Genomic DNA, 17,905 nt, shown 5'->3' on the forward strand with positions numbered 1-17,905 from the left:
CATGTCCTCTTACTTCTGTAATCTTGGCCTGAAGGATTATCTGGAGGCTTATACCATGCAGACCCGGCTTGTCGATATGCGGCAGGCCGGGTCTGTCGACCGGGATATCTTTCTTGTTACCGAACATCCGAGCGTATACACCCTTGGACGGCGTGGTGGGCGGGAGTTTCTTAAGGTGCCGGAAACGTTTCTGGCTGAAAGAGGTATTGAGGTTGTTCCCATTGAAAGGGGTGGGGTGATTACCTACCACGGCCCGGGACAGTTGGTCCTCTATCCGATTTTGCACCTGAAACAGTCTCGGCTCAGTGTTGCTGATTATGTGTACAGGCTTGAAGAGGTGATGGTTCGGCTTGCTGCCTGTGCAGGTGTTTCGGCTGTTCGGGATGAGAGAAATAACGGGGTTTGGGTGGCGGATAATAAGCTTGGCTCAGTAGGGATTGCCATTCGGCGCGGCGTCAGTTTTCATGGTCTGGCCTTAAACGTCAATCCGGATATGGAGCCGTTTGGCTGGATTAATCCATGCGGACTTACCGGAGTACAGATGACATCGCTTGACCTGGAAAGTGGCAACGATGTTGCGATTGCCGATCTGCTTACAGAACTGCCTGGTATACTGGAGTCTGTTTTTGAGAGATCATTTGTGACTATTACTGAAGAGCAAGCTGAACGAACTGGAGTGAAAAACTGATGGCGGGCTGTAATCATAATAATACGATCCGGGTTGGTAAACCGAAATGGTTGAAGCGAAGTCTTCCCACCGGTCCGGAGTATGAGAAGATGCGGCAGTTGCTGAAGACCAACAAGCTGCATACGGTCTGTCAGGAGGCCCAGTGCCCAAATCAGTTTGAATGTTTCTCGGAAGGGACCGCAACCTTTATGATCTTGGGCGAGAGGTGCACGCGGAATTGCCGGTTCTGCGCCGTTGATCACCAACCACTTGGTCTGCCGGATCTGGAAGAGCCGCAGCGGGTTGCCGAAGCGGTCGCGCTGCTGCAGTTGCGTTATGCTGTAGTGACCTCAGTGACACGGGACGACCTTGAAGATGGGGGCGCCTCTATTTTTGCTGATACTATAAAGGAAGTCAGAACGAAAAGGGCGAAGACCCTGGTGGAGGTGTTGATTCCCGACCTGCAGGGAGACCGTGCAGCGTTGGAAAAGGTGGTAGCTGCGGCGCCGGATGTGCTGAACCACAATATTGAAACAGTGGCCAGGCTGTATCCGGAGGTGCGACCGGAAGCCATCTATCAACGATCGCTTGATCTCTTCAGGCTGGTCAAGGAGATGAACCCGATGCAGGTGACCAAATCAGGTATTATGCTGGGATTGGGTGAAACACGGGATGAGTTGTATACAGCCTGGGATGATCTGCTGAAAGCTGGCTGCGATATCCTGACCATGGGGCAGTACCTCCAGCCGTCTAAAGAACACCTTTCAGTAGTACGCTTTGTCGAACCAGAAGAATTTGAGGAATTGCAGGAACAGGCCCTGGCACGCGGTTTTGCCGGTGTTGCCTCCGGTCCTTTTGTACGCAGCTCCTACCAGGCGGAAAAGCTGTACCGTAAAGTCCGACGGAGGTTGCAGGCTGCTCTGTGATGTGTCTTATGGTTCCGAATTTTCTGGTGGGTGCAGGGGCTTACATTATTTCACTGCTCGTGTTCGGTAAATTCTCAGTGCAGCCATCAACCAATCCCTAGACTGTAATAGATCAGAGTTGCATCGAACCTGATATGGTTTTTTGGAGATACTGCTTTGGGAGGCTATCTTTTCAATAAACAGTTCTGCTGTCCTGATCCTCGATTTAACATGGTTGTACTTGTAGGAGAGATGTTCCCTGGCTTGCTCAGAGGGATATTCCTTGCCGTTTCTGATGAAAGTGCAGCCGCTTTCACCGATGAAGTTAAGGAGATAATCGATTTCCTCCATATCGGTCGCCAAACAGGACGATGTCGTAAAAATAAGATACACCAGCTGTGGCAGTATAAAAAAATATCTCATTGAACATCCGTTAGTGAATTTTTGGGTGACTCGCTTCTTTCATAACGAAAGGTGGCTGTCAGGGGATTATGGTCAGATGAGGAGACTTTATGGGCGACGTGGGAGACCGGGATCAATTGTCGGTACATAACATGGTCGACCGCGTCGCCGAAAACCCTGGTCCTGTTTTCTTCTTCGGGTGCCAATTGGTTCAGGTTCAGCTGGTTCACCAGATTTGTTATGACTTTGTTACGTTTGGCCGACCAGTTATTAAAGTCACCTGCCAGGATTATTGGCCCGACGTGATTTCGCAGTACCGCTTGAAGATCATCTATTTGCTTGCGATATGCCCCCATACCTAGGCTGAAGTTAATGCCGTGAATATTCGCCACAAGCAGTTTCACGTCTGAGTCTGTCATCTGGTAAATATTTACCAGGGTCGTCTTGGGCAAGCCTATAACAGGTTCATTCTGTCGCATGCCGCAGCTTTCAAGAGGCGGGATGCCGGCAGCAACAAGAACTCCTGATTCAACCCCTATGAAGCTGAAGGCGCTGTTGAAGTTCCAGTAATGATTGTGTTCTCCGAGAAAAGCATGTAGTTCTTCGTTTAAGGTGGCTTCCTGCAGGAAAAGAATATCGCTTGTCTCTCCCAGGCGGAGAAGATCATCCTGCCAGCCTTCACGTTGTCCCTTGTATATATTCCAGCTTAGGATGGATATGCGATCAGGAGATATACCTGGCTGGTGATTGATGGGCTCAGCTGGCTCAGGTGGCATTTGCCGGCAATCTTTGTTCTTTCTAATCTGCGTAACGTCATCTTTGCCAATTACGAAACTTCGGGAATTCGGGATAATGCTGCAAGCCATGGCGTTACAGAGCACTATGAGAGCCATTCCAATAATACGAATTTTTTGGCAGAAGGACATTACGTGGCGCTCCGTAGCATGGTTCTATCATAGTTGGGATTCAATGGGCAGAATCCCAAGTAAGCGGATGGAGAACCTGCGCCAAAAACTGGTATAAGGGTCTGATGCCCAGACTTTTTTTTGTCCGTTTTCATAGCCGTGCCAGAGCATAAGCTCCGGCCCCTCGTCATCTTTTTGCAGATCAAGTTTAAATGTCGCTACGTTGACCACTTTTTCAAAAACTTCTGCCACGAGATCAGCTAACTCTACGGAGTTGACGAGAATTCCGATTTCAGTGTTTTCGGTCACCGACCGCGGGTCCAGGTTGAGGGAACCTATAAACACCTTTTTCCGGTCAAGCACAAACGATTTTGCGTGCAGGCTCGACTTGGAACTGCCTGCCAGTTGACCTCGTTTTTTGCGCTCTTCTTTTGAGAGCTCTCTATCTATCTCGAATAATTCAACACCTCCCCGCAGGAGTTGTCTCCTGTATTTAGCATATCCTGCATGAACCAGACCAACATCTGTTGAGGCAAGTGAATTGGTGATTATCCGGACCTTGACTCCACTCCTGCTTAAATCAGTCAGGAATTTTGTACCTTTTTTACCAGGAACAAAGTACGGCGAAAAGATCAGCAACTCACTTTTTACCTCTTTCAAAAAGGGATTGATGAGTTTGGCCAGAGAGAATTGCTCTGTTGTTTCATAACTCTTGATTTTATCGGGATGATCAGAAAGTACTTGACCTGTTGCCCAGCTATAAGTGACTGAGCCATTTCTGATTTCCTTTGCTATTTGTGAGGATGACAGGGCCTGTAAATATTTTTTCGTCGCATCCTGTTCTAGATAATCAGCCAACAGTTGCCGCCCTGCTGTAAGGGATGTCAGGTCAATAAGATCAGGCCGCAACGATTCGATGGGATAGGCGTTGCTGTTGTTCCAGTAGAGATCAAAGGAGTTGGAAACCTCTCGGACCAACGGTCCCATAACAAGCAGGTCAATGTCGCCAAAGGCGAGAGCTGAATCGGCTTCGAAATATTCATCCCCAATATTACGGCCGCCGACAACGGAAAGCTGATTGTCGACCGTGAACGATTTATTATGCATTCTTCGGGTGACAGAACCGAAGCGGCTCATGTATTGCGTCAGGCGGGTGGTTGCACGGCTGAAAGGGTTGAAGATCCTCAGCTCAATATTCTCGTGCTGAGCCAAAATAGAAAGTCCCTCGTCGTAATCTCCTAAATCCATATCGTCAATGAGAAGACGTACACGAACCCCTCGGTCTGCCGCCTTGATCAACTGGTCCAGGAATAATATGCCGGTAAGATCCCCGTGGATCAAATAATATTGGGCGTCGATACTCTTTTCAGCCCCCTGGGCCAGTACAAGTCGTGCTGTAAACGCATCAAGCCCTTGAAGTAACAGGTAGAAACCGGATTCCAGCGAATTCTCAGGCTTTAACTTCTGATATAACCGGCCAAATGTCGTTCCTTCGGTGTCTTCAAGGGCAAAACTGAGCTCTCGGTCAACGTTTGAAGGTAAAGGTGCACAACTGCTTGTGAGAAAGGCAGCGGCTGTAAGCAGTAAGGTGAAAAGATTCGTTGATCGATGGGTTTTGTTCATAGAAATCATATTAATATGCGCCGGTAGTTGGTATTGCGCGTGTTAATCCACAACACGTGTAAAGAGCACGCTTCATCAATCCGCCTCATGTTGCTATCAGTGTTATCTGTATTTACTTTATTATACTGAAGTTGAAGGTTTCATAAAGCAATCAATAGTACACTTTCAGCAGATTTCAATTGGTTCATGAGTTGTTCTGAAAGAAGTTATCTGTCTTGATAACGAGAGGCTCAGCAATGAAACGAGGCAAACTGATCGTGGCTCTAGCCTGAAGGGCGACGAGTAGATGGTCCAGTTGCAACTCGGAAACAAGTAATGCATATATACAATGCCGCATTGTCTGGCTGATATTGTGTGTGTCGATTAAAGCAGCCAGTGGCAAGGTGTTAAAGGAAGTCATGGCAGGACTGAAGAAAAAGGTAATCCCGCAGACGAAGAATCGAGAAAACAGTTGCTGTTTGCCGTTCCCTTGGGCCGAGGGTAAATAGTAACCGGATAACATATTACAATTAGGTACTACTAGGATATGAAGAACGAGCCAATACCAAGTGTTACAGCATTGATGTCGGCAGGACGCCTGCCGCTTGACGTTATGAAAGAAATAAACCGTCTTGCTGAAGAATTTTCTCTTGAGGTTTACCTCACTAATGCCCAGAATATCAGACTAATGGGCATACCTGAGGGTCAGGTCGATACCGTACAAAGATGTTTGACTGATCTTGGCGTACAGCTCAAAGGGCCGGGGAAATTTCCGCTGCCTCGTGTTTGCATTGGAACGGGGCACTGCAAGCTCGGTATAATTGATACGTGGGCTTTAAGTGAGAAAATCACTTCAAAATTTATGGATCGGGAGAAGACGAAGGCCAAATTCAAGATTGCCGTTTCAGGTTGCATACTCTGCTGCTCAAATGCCAAAACCACCGATCTGGGTATTGTTGCAACCCGTGAAGGTCTTGAGTTTTATGTTGGCGGGAAAGGTGGCCCATATCCAAGGATAGGCAGAAGAATCGGTAAGAAACTTAATGATGATGAGGTGCTGGAGATGATGTCTCTGTTGGTCGACTTTCATGACGCCAAGACCGAGAAAAAGCAGCGTTTTACCAAATTGATCGATCTTGAGGATTTCCCCTTTCCTGAAGTGTAGTATTTATTACCCTTGGCGGTGAACCCAGCTCTTGAAGCCCGGGAGATAATTGCCGGATAGGACAGGAACGAAAAGCTCACCATCGCCAATGTCGACCGCCAGATGCTCTGGCCCACTGCGGTGATTTTTCGCGTTTGCCTTGATCTGAACGAAAATTCCTATTCTCGGATAGCCTCCGGGGTTATAACCAAATCAGCATAATGTTTATGGGGAATTTTGTTTTGTTCCCAGCAGGTTTGTTCATCTATGGAGCCTGCCGAAATCTCTTTTTACACTTCTTTTCTGGCGGTAAACAAGGTTTTTGAGCCAGTGTTCATCTATAAACAGGGTATGTAAGCAGTTTTTTCCGGCAATTCCTTGATTTGCCGGAATATTTAATGCGATAATGCTCAGAGGTTTATCTGGTATTTGATATTGTTCATATGATATCAGCGATATAGGTGTACGCTATGAGAAAAATGGTGGTATTTTTCATTAGTATCATATTCGGGTTCATTCCGTTATCAGCGGCATCTTCAGATACCGGGCAGAAAAAGATTCTCTATATAGACTCGTACCATGAGGAGTATATCTGGAGTGCTGATATCACCGCCGGAATCAAATCTGTTCTTATGGGCAGGAGTGATGTGGAGTTGAGAATATTTCGTCTCGATACCAAGCGTAACCAGTCGGAAGAGTACAAAATAGCGGCAGCTCTGAAGGCGAAGCAGCTCATTGAATCCTGGCATCCTGATGTGGTCATTGCCTCGGATGACAACGCATCCAAATACCTCATAGTCCCTTATTTCAAGAATAAGGAACTCCCTTTTGTTTTCTGCGGCCTGAATTGGGATGCCTCTGTTTATGGGTTTCCTGCTGAAAATATAACAGGCATGGTGGAGGTGGCTCTCTATGAATCGACCATTGAGGTTCTGAGAGGTTTTGCCAAGGGGAAACGAATCGGTTACCTCGCATCGGACACCGAGTCAGAACGTAAGGAATATGAAAATATAACAAACCGGTTTGGAGATACGTTTACGGTCCGCTTTGCCAAGACCTTTGACGAGTTGAAAAAAGGGTTTCTTGAGCTGCAGACCAAAACGGATTTGGTGCTGATCCAGGAATGTCGGTCGGTAGCCGGTTTCGATCACCGACAAATGGTTGAGTTTGTGAGACGGCATACCCAGGTTCCGACCGGTGCGATGCAGAAGTATCTCGTTCATTACGCATTGCTTTCCCTGGCTAAAATCGGTGAGGAGCAGGGAGAATATGCAGCACGTACGGCTCTTGAGATACTTGAAGGCAGATCGCCGGCTGATATTCCTGTTGTTGCAAATAGGAGGGCGAGAACCTATCTCAATATGAAAATTGCCAAAACACTTGGGGTGAAATTTCCCATTGAGCTTATCGCCAACGGACACCTGATAAGTGCTGAGCAAAAAAAGGTATTATATGTCAACTCATATCATTCGGGATATGAGTGGAGCGATAAAATTGAGAAAGGAATTTTTAAGGCGCTGAATATCACCCTTTTGCCCGATGGCAGCCTCGACACCACCAAAAGTGATGTGGATTTGAAAATTATCAGGATGGATACAAAACGCAATGTCACAGAGGAGTTTAAAAAGAAAGCCGCCTTGCAGGCAAAGACGGTGATAGAGCAGTGGCATCCGGATCTCGTGATTACCAGTGACGATAATGCAGTGAAATATTTGGCAGCGGAGTATTACAGGAACTCGGATATTCCTTTTGTGTTCTGTGGTGTAAACTTGGACGCTTCGGTCTACGGTCTGCCGTCAGCGAATATGACCGGAATAGTGGAGGTGACCCCTGTCAGGACGACCATCACCATGTTACGGGAGTACGCTGCCGGTGACCGGTTGGGGTATATAGGCGGGGATGTCCTGTCGGAGCAAGAGGATTTAAACTATTTACGGGATAGTGTCGGTCTTGATTTTTCAGATGGTGCCCTGGTTACTTCCTTTGCCGAATGGGAGCAGGTCTATACGAGATTGCAGGAAACTGTTGATATGCTGCTCTGGCTCAGTCCGGCTGGAATCAAGGGGTGGGACTATGACAAGGCCCGTGAGTTTGTTATGGAACATACCAGGATTCCAACAGGAGCGATCGCCAGCTTTAACATTAGGTTAGCCCTGCTCGGCAGAGTGAAAGTCGCCGAGGAGCAGGGATGGTGGGCGGGGAATACAGCATTGAGTATTCTGGAGGGAACTTTGCCTGCTGATATCCCGGTGGCCCGCAACAAACAATCGGTAGTGTACCTCAATATGAGATTGGCTCGAAAGTTGGGAGTAAAATTCCCCATGGCGTGGATAGAAGAGGCAGAATTTGTAGAGGATGTTCCACGGTGAGAGGCTGAAGGCGTGCGACGAAATTCGATAACTTTAAAAGTATTGTCTCTTGTTATCAGTGCCTTTGTTGTGACCACTGTAAGTATTCTTTTTATTGCCAACAATCAGTTAACAGGGATTATCGATACCAGCCAGAATGAATTGTATGAGGAGAAGGTTGACACTATTCTGACATCGTTGCAACGAAGCCATGAGCGGTTGAAAAAGACGGGCCTTGTGGAAGCATACAGTGATGATTTTAGGGAAACTGCACTCAGGGATCTGCGGCAGACCTATTACACCGACCAGGACCTGCGTATTTACCCGTTTATTATTGATACAGCCGGTCGTATCGTTCAGCATCCGGTGCTTGCCTTCGGAGATATTACCCTTGAGAATACGGAAATCGTCGAGAGTATGCTGTCTTCGACTGAAGGTGCATTGGAATCTTCAGTTTTGGGCCAGAATGATTGGATCTATTTCAAAAAATTCCCTGAGTGGAACTGGGTAATCGGCTATCTGGTACCGCTGGAAATCAAGTATGGTGATGCCAGGAAATTCCGCAATCTGCTGATTCTGATTATGGGTACGATAACGCTTCTTGCCATAGTGGTGTTGTCGATTTTCATCGCCAGGTTTACCGGGCCGATCAGTCGGTTAACCGACGTGGCCACGGCGATGGCAGGCGGGGATCTGGAGAAGGAGATTGAGCTTGGCAACAAGGATGAAGTTGGTATGCTTGCCCGCAGCTTCAGCCATATGCGTGATTCCATTCAGTTGACTATTTCTGAGTTGGAGAAGGAAAACATTGAACGAAAGCGGGCTGAAATAGAGCTTGCCAAGGAAAAGGAACAGCTTGCCGTAACTTTGCAGAGTATCGGCGACGGTGTAATTACCACCGATATTCATGGTAATATAATCCTGCTGAACCGGGTCGCAGAAGAGCTCACTGGTTGGAACAGGGGGGAAGCACAGGGAGTACCGTTAAAGAATGTTTTTCACCTCATTGATAAAGATTCGCGGGAGGAGCGGGACAATCTTGTTGATAAAGTGATAGACAGCGGTGTGATAGTCGAAATAGGCAATCACGCAATCCTGGTGGACAAAGATGGTCGGGAGCGAAATATAGCGAACAGCGGTGCTCCTATTCGCGATGCCAGGAACGATATAATTGGGGTGGTCCTCGTTTTCAGGGATATTACGGTACAACTTGATACAGAGAAGGAACTGCTCAAAACAAAAAAATTGGAATCTATTGGAGTGCTGGCCGGTGGTATCGCTCATGACTTTAACAATATCCTGACAGTGATACTCGGAAATATCAACCTGGCCCTCATCGACAACGAGTTAAAAGATAATACCAAACGGCTTCTGGGCGAAGCGGAAAAGGCCTCGGTCAGGGCTAAGGAACTTACCCAGGAATTACTTACATTTGCTAAAGGTGGGGCACCCGTAAAAAAAGTGTCGTCACTTGAGAACGTTATCAGGGATTCAGCAAACTTTGTTCTGCATGGCGTCAAGGTTGCCTGTCGGTTTGATATCCCGGATGATCTATGGCTTGTCAATATTGATGCAGGCCAGATAAGCCAGGTCATTCAAAACATCACGCTCAACAGCAGTCATGCGATGCCGGACGGCGGAGCAGTAAGGATCGGATGTGCGAATGTTGAGCTTGCCGAAGGCGAGAATGGGGCGGAACCCAGCCGTAAATATGTAAAGATCAGCATTGCCGATGAGGGGATAGGTATACCTCCAAATGTTGTTGACAGGATATTTGACCCTTACTATTCCACTAAAAAAGAAGGGAGCGGGTTAGGGCTTGCGGTATGTCATTCTATAATTACCAAGCATAACGGGCATATTACCGTGGAATCGATTCCCGGGGAGGGGACTGTTCTTTCAATTTACCTGCCCGCCTCGGCTCGTCAGCAAGATATGAGCGCTACTGAAAACCAGGTTAAAGAGGTCGCTGTTGGGAACCTGGTTGTTATGGTAATGGACGATGAAGAACAGGTCCGCCTGGTGGCGGAGGCCATACTCAAGCAGATGGGGCATCGGGTGATTTTGGCCAAGGACGGAGAGGAGGCCTTATGGCTCTACAAAAAACAGATCAGGGACCAGGAGCCGGTTGACCTTACTATTATGGATTTAACTATTCCCGGGGGAATGGGTGGTCAGAGAGCGGTCAGAGAATTTCTTGCTCTTGATCCCGAGGCGAAAGTTATTGTTTCCAGCGGCTATTCCAATGACCCGATCATGGCCAACTTCCGGGAGTATGGCTTTGGTGATGCCCTCGTCAAGCCGTACCGGATGGAAGAATTATCGAGAGCTATCAGCAGGATCATGAGCGTCAGGGGCTAACCTGGAATTTTTTGCTCATGCAGATGCTGTTTTCCATACCTTCGTACGGGCCGAAATTTTCAATAAGCCGATATCCGTTATTCATGTAAACCCCAATGGCTTCGGGTTGCCCCTTTCCGGTTTCCAGTATCAATTCCAGGTGCCCAGAATTTCGGCAGCAGTTTTCCAGTTTCTCAAGAAGTGCTTTGGCAATACCTCTGCCACGCAGGTTTTCTGAGACAAACATTCTTTTTAGTTCGGCTCTTGATCTCTCTATAGAACGGAAACAGCCACAGCCGACAGGCCGGTTCTTTATATAGGCTATTACTGCCGTGTTGCCCGCTGCAACGTTGTTGAGTGAATCGTACTGCTGTTGGGCAGAGCCATACCGGGAATTCAAATCTGCATCAAGTTGCCGGCAGAGGTATTTGAAATCAGGATGTTTAGTGGTGGTTTGTTTCAAAATCATGAAAAATCTCCGCCGATTTGTTTGCCCATCAGTATCAGATCCATGGTTTTTTCATCCCGGATGATTGAACCCACCCGTTTCCCCTCATGTTGAAAACCAAATGATTCGTAAAGATTTATGGCTGCAATATTGTTGCTCCAGGCTGCCAGCTCAATCTTGGTGATGTCGTTTGCCAGACACCATTTTTCCATCGTGAGAAGTAACTGACTGCCGATACCCCTTCTCCAGAATTCAGGCATGATCGCCATGCCGAAATCACCACAATGACGATACTCGAATTTTTTGTACCTGGTAAAGGACAAAACGCCGGCTACTTCCAAATCCCAGTGGGCTGTGAGACAGAGTTTATTGCTATCCGTTATGGTATTTGGCAGATAGGTGCGGGTCTTGTCTACGGTCATTCCGTCGGGACGAAAGGAGAGGCCTTCCAGTTTCAGCCGGAAAAAACTGTTGAAAAATTCATGAACAATATCGATATCAGAGAGGTCTGCTTGTTGGATTGTGAGAGTCATGTTGTCTTCTGCCTCTTTGGCATCTTGTATTCCATATCAATATTTCAAAGATCCTTGTTTTGACATTATGGCCTTGAGACCTTTATTATATATAAATTAACATGGTGATTTCCACCTCGGACCACAAAAGATATTGGTCTTGACCTTTTTTAGGATTGATAGCGCAGGGAGAGGAGGTGCAAAAGACTCTATGCCATTCCAGCTTTTGCTGAAAAAGTATACTGAAATCGAATTTTACAAAACGCTTAATTGTACGGTTGCAGGAGGCTGCAAGTTTATGAAAATGTTCTGCTCTCTATTGATTGTCCTTTTTGCAGCCTGTTCAGCCGGTGCGGAAGGGACTGAGGACAAGTCTTTACAAATTGGTGACTATAACAGAACCACACTGTTACAGAAAGTTTGGCCTGGAATGACAATTGAACAGTCTCTTGGGATATTAGGTGAACCGGAGGAATCTATGGAAGTTCTGGATTCCTCCGGTGCAGAGGCAATTCGCTATGGGGTCTTTTGGCTGATACCACAGGTGAATGGTCTTCAGGTAGAATGCATCATTAACCAGAGAGGTTTTACGACAAACCATGAGTCGGCCAATTCGTGCCGGTTCGTTGATGAACGGTTCGTATTACTCTCTCAGTGAGGGGTACCTTGATAAATCACTAAATTTGAACAGAATACTGATTTTCAGGGTTAAAACTATGAAGTCATGTTGGGGAAATCGTCTGTAAGATGGATGAATGTTGGCATACATGATCGATATTGTAACAAATCCTGACAGGGGGCAATGGAATCAGTACACTTCTGAAAATCGTGGGGCAAAATTCTCCCATCTTGCAGAATGGGGTGAAAGCCTTGCCAGAACCTACTCCCTTCCGCTCGTGAAGCTGGCCGCGATAGGCACAAAGACTGACCGCATCAGTGGCCTCCTTCCTCTTATACTTTTTAGTCCGCCTGGCAAGGGCGTACGCTTGATCTCTCTGCCATATACTGATATGGCCGGAATAATCGCGGACGATTGGGAAAGTTGCCGGAGACTTGTCCTGGCAGCCCTAAAGCTTGCTGATAGTTTTGGAGCCAATCATGTGGAGTTGCGTCAGGATGGAGTCCTGTCCCCTTTTTTTCAGTGTCTTGAGCGTAACGATACATGGGGATATACACCTCATAATTTCAAGACGAGCCTGCTCCGACCCCTTACCGCAACAGTGGATACACTCTGGTCGGGACTTTCAGCAAAAGTACGCAATCAAATCCGTAAGGCCGAGCGATGTGAATGTCTTGCCAAAGCAGGAGGCAACGAACTCCTCTCAGATTTTTATGCAGTGTTCTCTGAAAACATGCGTGATCTGGGTTCCCCGGTTCATGACAGAGAACTGTTCCGGGCCATTATGGATGACAACTCGCTTCAGACTGCGATCATTTGCATATACCTGTGCGGCAAGCCTGCCGCATCAGCATTTGTCCTTCGCCACCATGAAACGCTCTACAATCCCTGGGCTTCATCCCTGCGGGTTTACCGCCCATTCTGCCCGAATATGCTCCTTTACTGGTCTATGCTTCAGTATGCAGTTGTCAATCGCTGCCGATGGTTTGATTTTGGTCGTTCTAGTCCCAATGCACCGACCTACCGTTTCAAAAAACAATGGGGTGCAGAGCCGTTACCACTGAGCTGGCATGTTTTTTCCCGAAATCCATATACGTGGAATCCCGATAACGAGTCCCTCGAGTACGAGAGCTGGAAAAGCATGGATCTGATGAGGTCCCGGCAGGATGGTCCGGCTGTCAGACGATGGATCAGCCTGTGAGGCAGCCGATGAATCATATTCGATTCAGGGATGTCGAAGTGTTTTTGCCCATGCCGGTGTTTCCGATCATTGAGGATGTAGGCTGGTGGCAGGGAGAAGACGGCTCAGCAATGCAGCAGCCGTATCGAAACGCCTTCTCCAGACGCCACTGCCTGGCGGATTACCAGGCTCTTGCCCGATTTGCTGACAGCTTGGGAGTACGCATAGGTTTGGGTATGGTGCTGTGTGAGTGGGACAGGAAAAAGGTATTAAGGGACATCCCAGGTGCCACCTGGCTGGGCAGGGAATGGAACAACCATATAAATCAGGGTCCATGGCTTGACGAAACGGCTGAATATCTGCAAGACAAACGAGACCTCCTAGAATTGGGTTTACACGGCCTGTGCCACGAATTCTGGTATGAGGGGGGAATGGAGCGATCCGAATTCCATGACAGAAATGGTGTTATGCGCTCGCCTCAGGTAATCCAGGATCATCTTGACGCTTTTGGGCGCATCCTGGAACACAACGGCTTTTCGGAGTTTCCCCGTCTCTTTTTTCCTCCTGCTTTGAACCATAGTTTTGGCAATGGCCCGCAATCTATACAGGCTATCCTGCATAATAAAGGTATTCGCCACGTAATTACCCGCTTTGCCAAAGCCAAACGTTTTGCATCTCCCCGTCATGAAAAGATCAGTTGGGAATGCGGGGTTGGGCTTTTGGAGCGCGGACAGGCACCAGTTCCCTGGAATGTGCCTGCCAGTTTACCGAGTTGGGATTTTTCCGGTCCGATTCTGCCGCTGCATTGGGGAAACCTGCTGCACCCAGATCCGGAACACAACAACGATATCATAGATGGCTGGACAGCAATGTTGCTTGCGAGGACAGTCGGACCAGAATTGATTCTGGCCGAAAATTTTGATGCCTGTTGGCGGCAGGCTGCTGTTTTCTATTTTGGCCAACTCTTTATAGAAGGCCAGTCTATAGTGGTTGATCTCAGGGCACGACCTGTAAGTATGCCTTATTACAGTGGGCCTTTCTACTTGAAAATCCGGGCTGCGCAACACGGGCCGCTGGATATTGAGGGGGCTCAGATCATTTCAGACCATCTCGATGGCGCCCGGATTCGCACAGTGCAACTCCTGCCCAAAGAGGGAGTGGAGAGAGTGCGATTACTTCTGCCGTGGGAACGTAATAGAGAGAATGGAGTAGAATATCAGCGTTAATGTGACACTAGACATAATGTCTGTACCATACGGTCATGCTTTGAATGCTCCCGCCTATCTGGGTGTTATTTATAAGAAGACCGGAGTAGGTGTAACCACAGTTCTGGAAAACCCTGTTCATGCCATAAGAAGTGGCCCGGGCAATGGTAAAGGCGGTCAGAATACCTGAGCTGCAGGCCACTTGGTCCATATGCCTGAGCAAGCAGGCTGCCAATCCTTTTCCACGCCAGCTCGGAATTGTCGCAAAGTCCGTCATCTCGGCATATTTGTCTGCCTCATTTGATTCTATAGCAGCTGCTGCAACGATCTTTTTTTCCTCGCGTATACAGTAGTATTGTACATTTTGCCTCATAGTTTGATGTAAATATACTGCGTCAAAAACAGGGAAAGGATAACTCTCAAAAAGGTTACGGTAAAAAATGGACAGTTCTTCAGCGTCTGCAGTCGTGCACAACTCTACTGGGAATTGAGGGATACTCCCTGCATTCCCTTTAATTTCTGTTTTCCCATGCTTTATGATTCTCAGCAGATTGGTAAAGTCCTCGTCTGTTCTTTGTCTGTCAAAAAAAAATTTTGATACAAAGCAGCAAGCTGTTTTTCCGGAGTAAAAAAGGGGTATATCCGCTTCTTTGATATATCCTGCAGACAGGAATTGTTGCCTGCTGGTAGAAGGGATCTTCGCAAATATCTTCCCGTACCCGTTCGTTTTTGCCAGCTGTTCCAGTTGCGGTAATAAGACACCTGTCCGATCAGCAGCAAGACGCAGGACATAGACCCGGTTGTTGTGAGGACCATGCTGAACAGTCGAACCGTATATGTTTTCCAGTAGATCAACCATGGCCTCAGAATACCAATGAATATATCCTTTGTCAGGAATGAAAAAGTGTTAAAAATTCCGGTATACAATCTTGCCGTCAAAGAGTGTCATGTCAACCTGGGACTTGAGTATGTCATCTGGTTGGGTGGAGAGAAAATCACGACTGAAAACAGCAAGATCTGCCCTGCTGTTCAAAGCGATACTGCCCAGGTCTTTGGCACCGTGTACCATAGCCGGCACTGAAGTATAGGCCTTTACTGCTTCCGATACCATTACCCGGGATTCGGGATACCAACCTGCTAAAGGAGTACCGTCCTGCCGTTGTCTGGTGACAGCCGCATGAATACCAAGCAAAGGGTCTGGGTCGCAAACAGGACAATCCGAGCTGAACATGACGGGTAGACCGGTATCCATCAGCCGTCGAAAAGAATAGGCCCAGGCTCCCTGGTCACCAAGTGCCGTGTCAATAAGGTTTATATCAAGGAGCATATTGGCCGGCGTGACACCAAGAGCAAGGGGCATCTTGCCGAGACGATTGACATCCTCGGGGCGGATTACCTGTAAGTGTTCAATACGGTGTGGGTAACAGAGATTGACAGAATTGCATTTGTGTTTCTGCTCATACAGCCTCTCAAAAATAGTAATCACTTCACGATTAGCCCTATCCCCTATCGCATGCACCATTACCGACAGGCCTGCGGCGTCCGCTTTCTGGATTTCATCGGCAAGTTCAGACATATCTATCAAGGGCATACCCCGATCCGCATCAAGATATGGGTCAACCATCCAGGCGGTTCGTGCACCGACACCGCCGTCTGTAAAAAACTTTACATGACCGATCCGAAGCCGGTCATTCCCAAAGCCGGTACGGATTCCTAAATTGATGATGTCATCCAGCCGATGACCGGGAAGTGTTACCCAACTGCGAAGCCCAAGCTGCTTGCTGCTGTCCAGCTCCTGAAATGTCTGGAGTGCACTGCCGCCGTCATTGTCATCCATCAGGCGAATATCGTGAATCCCGGTAATGCCGAGGCGATAAAGCACATCGGTTGCCTCTTTGTAAGCTATAGCTACCTGATCAGTTTTGGGAGGATCTATCACATCCCGAATCAGGTTGATAGCCAGTTCTCTCAGTATTCCGTTTGGTTCTCCACTTTCATCCCGTTCAATGCGCCCCTGTGGCGGATCCGGTGTCCCAGCTTGAATATGAGCCTTCTTCAGGGCAGCGGAATTGGCTACAGCGAGATGCAGGTCGCAACGCCAAAGCACGACCGGGTTATCTGGAGCAACACTATCAAGAATCTCCCGGGTCGGCATTCTTCGTTCCTGCCAGTCCGTCTCGTTCCATCCCTGCCCGGTTACCCATTGCCCCCGGTCCCGAACAGACACCTCCCTGGCCACACAGGCCAGCAACTCTTCCAGGCTTGTGATTTGGCTCAGCTGCAGTTCACGCCTCTTGAGAGCCCACTCATGGAAATGTATATGGGTATCAATGAACCCCGGAAGTACCAGCCTGCCCTCGAGGTCTATACTCACGGTTCCCCGTCCTGCCAATTCCCTTACCTGATCATTTGAGCCTGTTGCAACGATACGCCCGTTGAGTACAGCGAGACTTTTCACGGAAAGATTATTTCCTGTGCTCCCGTTATAAAGGATTATATCAGGGGTCCGGGCGGTATATGGTGTGTTCATAATAAAAAACCTTCGGGGAAAGGGTCCCGGTCATCAACCACAAATTGGTGATATCCGGTTATTCTGGCACTTCCCCTGATGTTTGCAGTAACGGCGGGAAAAGTACCGATAGGAGCTGCTCCCCTGATCTGGCCGGTAAAAAATGTTCCCAGTGGACTGCGATTTCTATATTGGTCCCCGAACGCAAGTCTTCCCTTGTGGTGAAGCAGGGTCATCTTCGCGCTGGTGCCGGTGCCGCATGGCGAACGGTCCATATGGGATGCTCCATAGACCACAACACTTGAACCTTCCCCGGCTTCAGGGCCTTCATCATAGAACTCCACTACATCGATTGTTTCGACCTCGGGCCGCTGCGGATGATGGACTTTGAGCTGCTGATTTGCCGCCTCGATAATTGCCATGCCAAGGCGAGTCAATTTCCTGCTTTCTGCCGGATGAAGTTTCAGGCCAGCAGTTTTTGCGGAAATCATAATAAAAAATCCCCCTACACAGACAAGGTCCCCACTTAACGCACCAAAACCAGGTACATCTATTTTGCAGTTGGTATCGAAAACAAAGGAGGGGACCATGTCGATACCAACCGATACGACCTTCCCATGTTCGACATTCGCGTGGGCCTCAATTGGACCTGATGGCGTATCTACAGTAACAACTGATTGACCATCTTGAAGTGTGATAGCTCCTGTTTCTGCAAGGGTTGTTACCGCCCCTATCGTCGCATGTCCGCACAGGTAGGGATAGCGCTGTGCATCCATATAAATCAAACCGAAATCAGCTTGCTTGCTGACCGGTTCGGTAACGGCTGCCGCAAACATGTCCCGATGCCCACGAGGTTCCATGGTCAGTATCTTGCGCACATGATCGTATTGTTTTGCAAATGCAGTTCTTTTTTCCCGCATCGTAGCACCCTGCGGTTCATCAAATCCGCTGATGATCAACCTGGTCGGTTCACCCTGGGTATGGGAGTCTACCGTCACGATCCTCTCAGGGTAGCAATTCATGAAACCTTTCTGCATCCGGTCTGCACGTACCATACCTTTCCTCCTTAATTACCTGGTCTGTCAATCGGATAAAAAAAACTGAAAAAGGCAGGATGGC

At 48.1% G+C, this 17,905-nt stretch carries 16 protein-coding genes; 8 read left to right on the top strand and 8 right to left on the bottom strand.

Features of this window, described 5'->3' with window-relative positions; all coding sequences use genetic code 11:
• The first annotated feature begins 1 nt into the window (after position 1).
• Positions 2-688 carry a lipoyl(octanoyl) transferase LipB gene (gene lipB, locus GA520_RS26415; protein ID WP_163336392.1) on the top strand — a complete coding sequence of 229 codons (687 nt, stop codon included), beginning with the start codon at positions 2-4 and terminating at the stop codon, positions 686-688.
• Positions 688-1,593 carry a lipoyl synthase gene (lipA, locus tag GA520_RS26420; protein ID WP_163336393.1) on the top strand — a complete coding sequence of 302 codons (906 nt, stop codon included), beginning with the start codon at positions 688-690 and terminating at the stop codon, positions 1,591-1,593. The genes lipB and lipA overlap by 1 nt, the downstream gene beginning before the upstream one ends.
• Before the next feature lie 45 nt (positions 1,594-1,638).
• Here the strand turns inward: lipA and GA520_RS26425 are convergent, their stop codons facing one another.
• The 3 genes from GA520_RS26425 to GA520_RS26435 are packed head-to-tail and all read right to left on the bottom strand — an operon-like array spanning position 1,639 to position 4,511.
• The gene (locus GA520_RS26425; RefSeq protein ID WP_163336394.1) at positions 1,639-1,995 is read right to left on the bottom strand and encodes a DUF5329 domain-containing protein; all 357 of its coding nucleotides are present in this window, start codon (positions 1,993-1,995) and stop codon (positions 1,639-1,641) included.
• A complete protein-coding gene (locus tag GA520_RS26430) occupies positions 1,992-2,900 on the bottom strand; it encodes an endonuclease/exonuclease/phosphatase family protein (protein ID WP_163336395.1) in 909 nt (302 codons plus the stop codon). The genes GA520_RS26425 and GA520_RS26430 overlap by 4 nt, the downstream gene beginning before the upstream one ends.
• Positions 2,901-2,927: 27 nt before the next feature.
• Positions 2,928-4,511, bottom strand: a complete 1,584-nt coding sequence (locus GA520_RS26435; protein WP_163336396.1) for a phospholipase D family protein — start codon at positions 4,509-4,511, stop codon at positions 2,928-2,930.
• Between the two features lie 517 nt (positions 4,512-5,028).
• Here GA520_RS26435 and GA520_RS26440 point away from each other — a divergent pair.
• The 3 genes from GA520_RS26440 to GA520_RS26450 all read left to right on the top strand — a co-directional run bounded on the left by GA520_RS26440 (position 5,029) and on the right by GA520_RS26450 (position 10,334).
• Entirely contained in the window at positions 5,029-5,646 is a 618-nt protein-coding gene (locus GA520_RS26440) for a nitrite reductase (RefSeq protein ID WP_163336397.1), read from the top strand.
• Between the two features lie 449 nt (positions 5,647-6,095).
• Positions 6,096-7,994: an ABC transporter substrate-binding protein gene (locus GA520_RS26445; protein ID WP_163336398.1), complete on the top strand. Its 1,899-nt coding sequence runs from the start codon at positions 6,096-6,098 to the stop codon at positions 7,992-7,994.
• Between the two features lie 12 nt (positions 7,995-8,006).
• On the top strand, positions 8,007-10,334 hold the full coding sequence (locus tag GA520_RS26450; RefSeq protein ID WP_163336399.1) for an ATP-binding protein: 2,328 nt from the start codon (positions 8,007-8,009) through the stop codon (positions 10,332-10,334).
• Here GA520_RS26450 and GA520_RS26455 read toward each other — a convergent pair.
• Both GA520_RS26455 and GA520_RS26460 read right to left on the bottom strand, forming a co-directional pair.
• Positions 10,324-10,782, bottom strand: a complete 459-nt coding sequence (locus GA520_RS26455) for a GNAT family N-acetyltransferase (protein WP_163336400.1) — start codon at positions 10,780-10,782, stop codon at positions 10,324-10,326. The genes GA520_RS26450 and GA520_RS26455 overlap by 11 nt on opposite strands.
• A complete protein-coding gene (locus GA520_RS26460; RefSeq protein WP_163336401.1) occupies positions 10,779-11,294 on the bottom strand; it encodes a GNAT family N-acetyltransferase in 516 nt (171 codons plus the stop codon). Before GA520_RS26460 ends, GA520_RS26455 begins: the two co-directional genes overlap by 4 nt.
• Positions 11,295-11,571: 277 nt before the next feature.
• Between GA520_RS26460 and GA520_RS26465 the strand changes: the two genes are divergently transcribed.
• The 3 genes from GA520_RS26465 (at position 11,572) to GA520_RS26475 (ending at position 14,298) form a co-directional block, all read left to right on the top strand.
• Positions 11,572-11,931, top strand: coding sequence for a hypothetical protein (locus tag GA520_RS26465; protein WP_163336402.1), 360 nt, complete (start codon positions 11,572-11,574; stop codon positions 11,929-11,931).
• A gap of 97 nt (positions 11,932-12,028) precedes the next feature.
• Positions 12,029-13,093 carry a GNAT family N-acetyltransferase gene (locus tag GA520_RS26470; protein WP_163336403.1) on the top strand — a complete coding sequence of 355 codons (1,065 nt, stop codon included), beginning with the start codon at positions 12,029-12,031 and terminating at the stop codon, positions 13,091-13,093.
• An 8-nt stretch (positions 13,094-13,101) separates the two neighbouring features.
• A complete protein-coding gene (locus GA520_RS26475) occupies positions 13,102-14,298 on the top strand; it encodes a hypothetical protein (protein WP_163336404.1) in 1,197 nt (398 codons plus the stop codon).
• A 7-nt stretch (positions 14,299-14,305) separates the two neighbouring features.
• Here the strand turns inward: GA520_RS26475 and ablB are convergent, their stop codons facing one another.
• The 3 genes from ablB to GA520_RS26490 are packed head-to-tail and all read right to left on the bottom strand — an operon-like array spanning position 14,306 to position 17,841.
• Complete coding sequence (ablB, locus tag GA520_RS26480; RefSeq protein WP_163336405.1) at positions 14,306-15,136, bottom strand: putative beta-lysine N-acetyltransferase; 831 nt, start codon at positions 15,134-15,136, stop codon at positions 14,306-14,308.
• Positions 15,137-15,184: 48 nt separating this feature from the next.
• Positions 15,185-16,807: an amidohydrolase gene (locus GA520_RS26485; RefSeq protein WP_163336406.1), complete on the bottom strand. Its 1,623-nt coding sequence runs from the start codon at positions 16,805-16,807 to the stop codon at positions 15,185-15,187.
• A complete protein-coding gene (locus tag GA520_RS26490; protein WP_163336408.1) occupies positions 16,804-17,841 on the bottom strand; it encodes a proline racemase family protein in 1,038 nt (345 codons plus the stop codon). Before GA520_RS26490 ends, GA520_RS26485 begins: the two co-directional genes overlap by 4 nt.
• Positions 17,842-17,905 lie beyond the last annotated feature (64 nt).

This window comes from Desulfopila sp. IMCC35008, from assembly GCF_010646885.2.
Classification (GTDB): Bacteria; Desulfobacterota; Desulfobulbia; order Desulfobulbales; family Desulfocapsaceae; genus Desulfopila.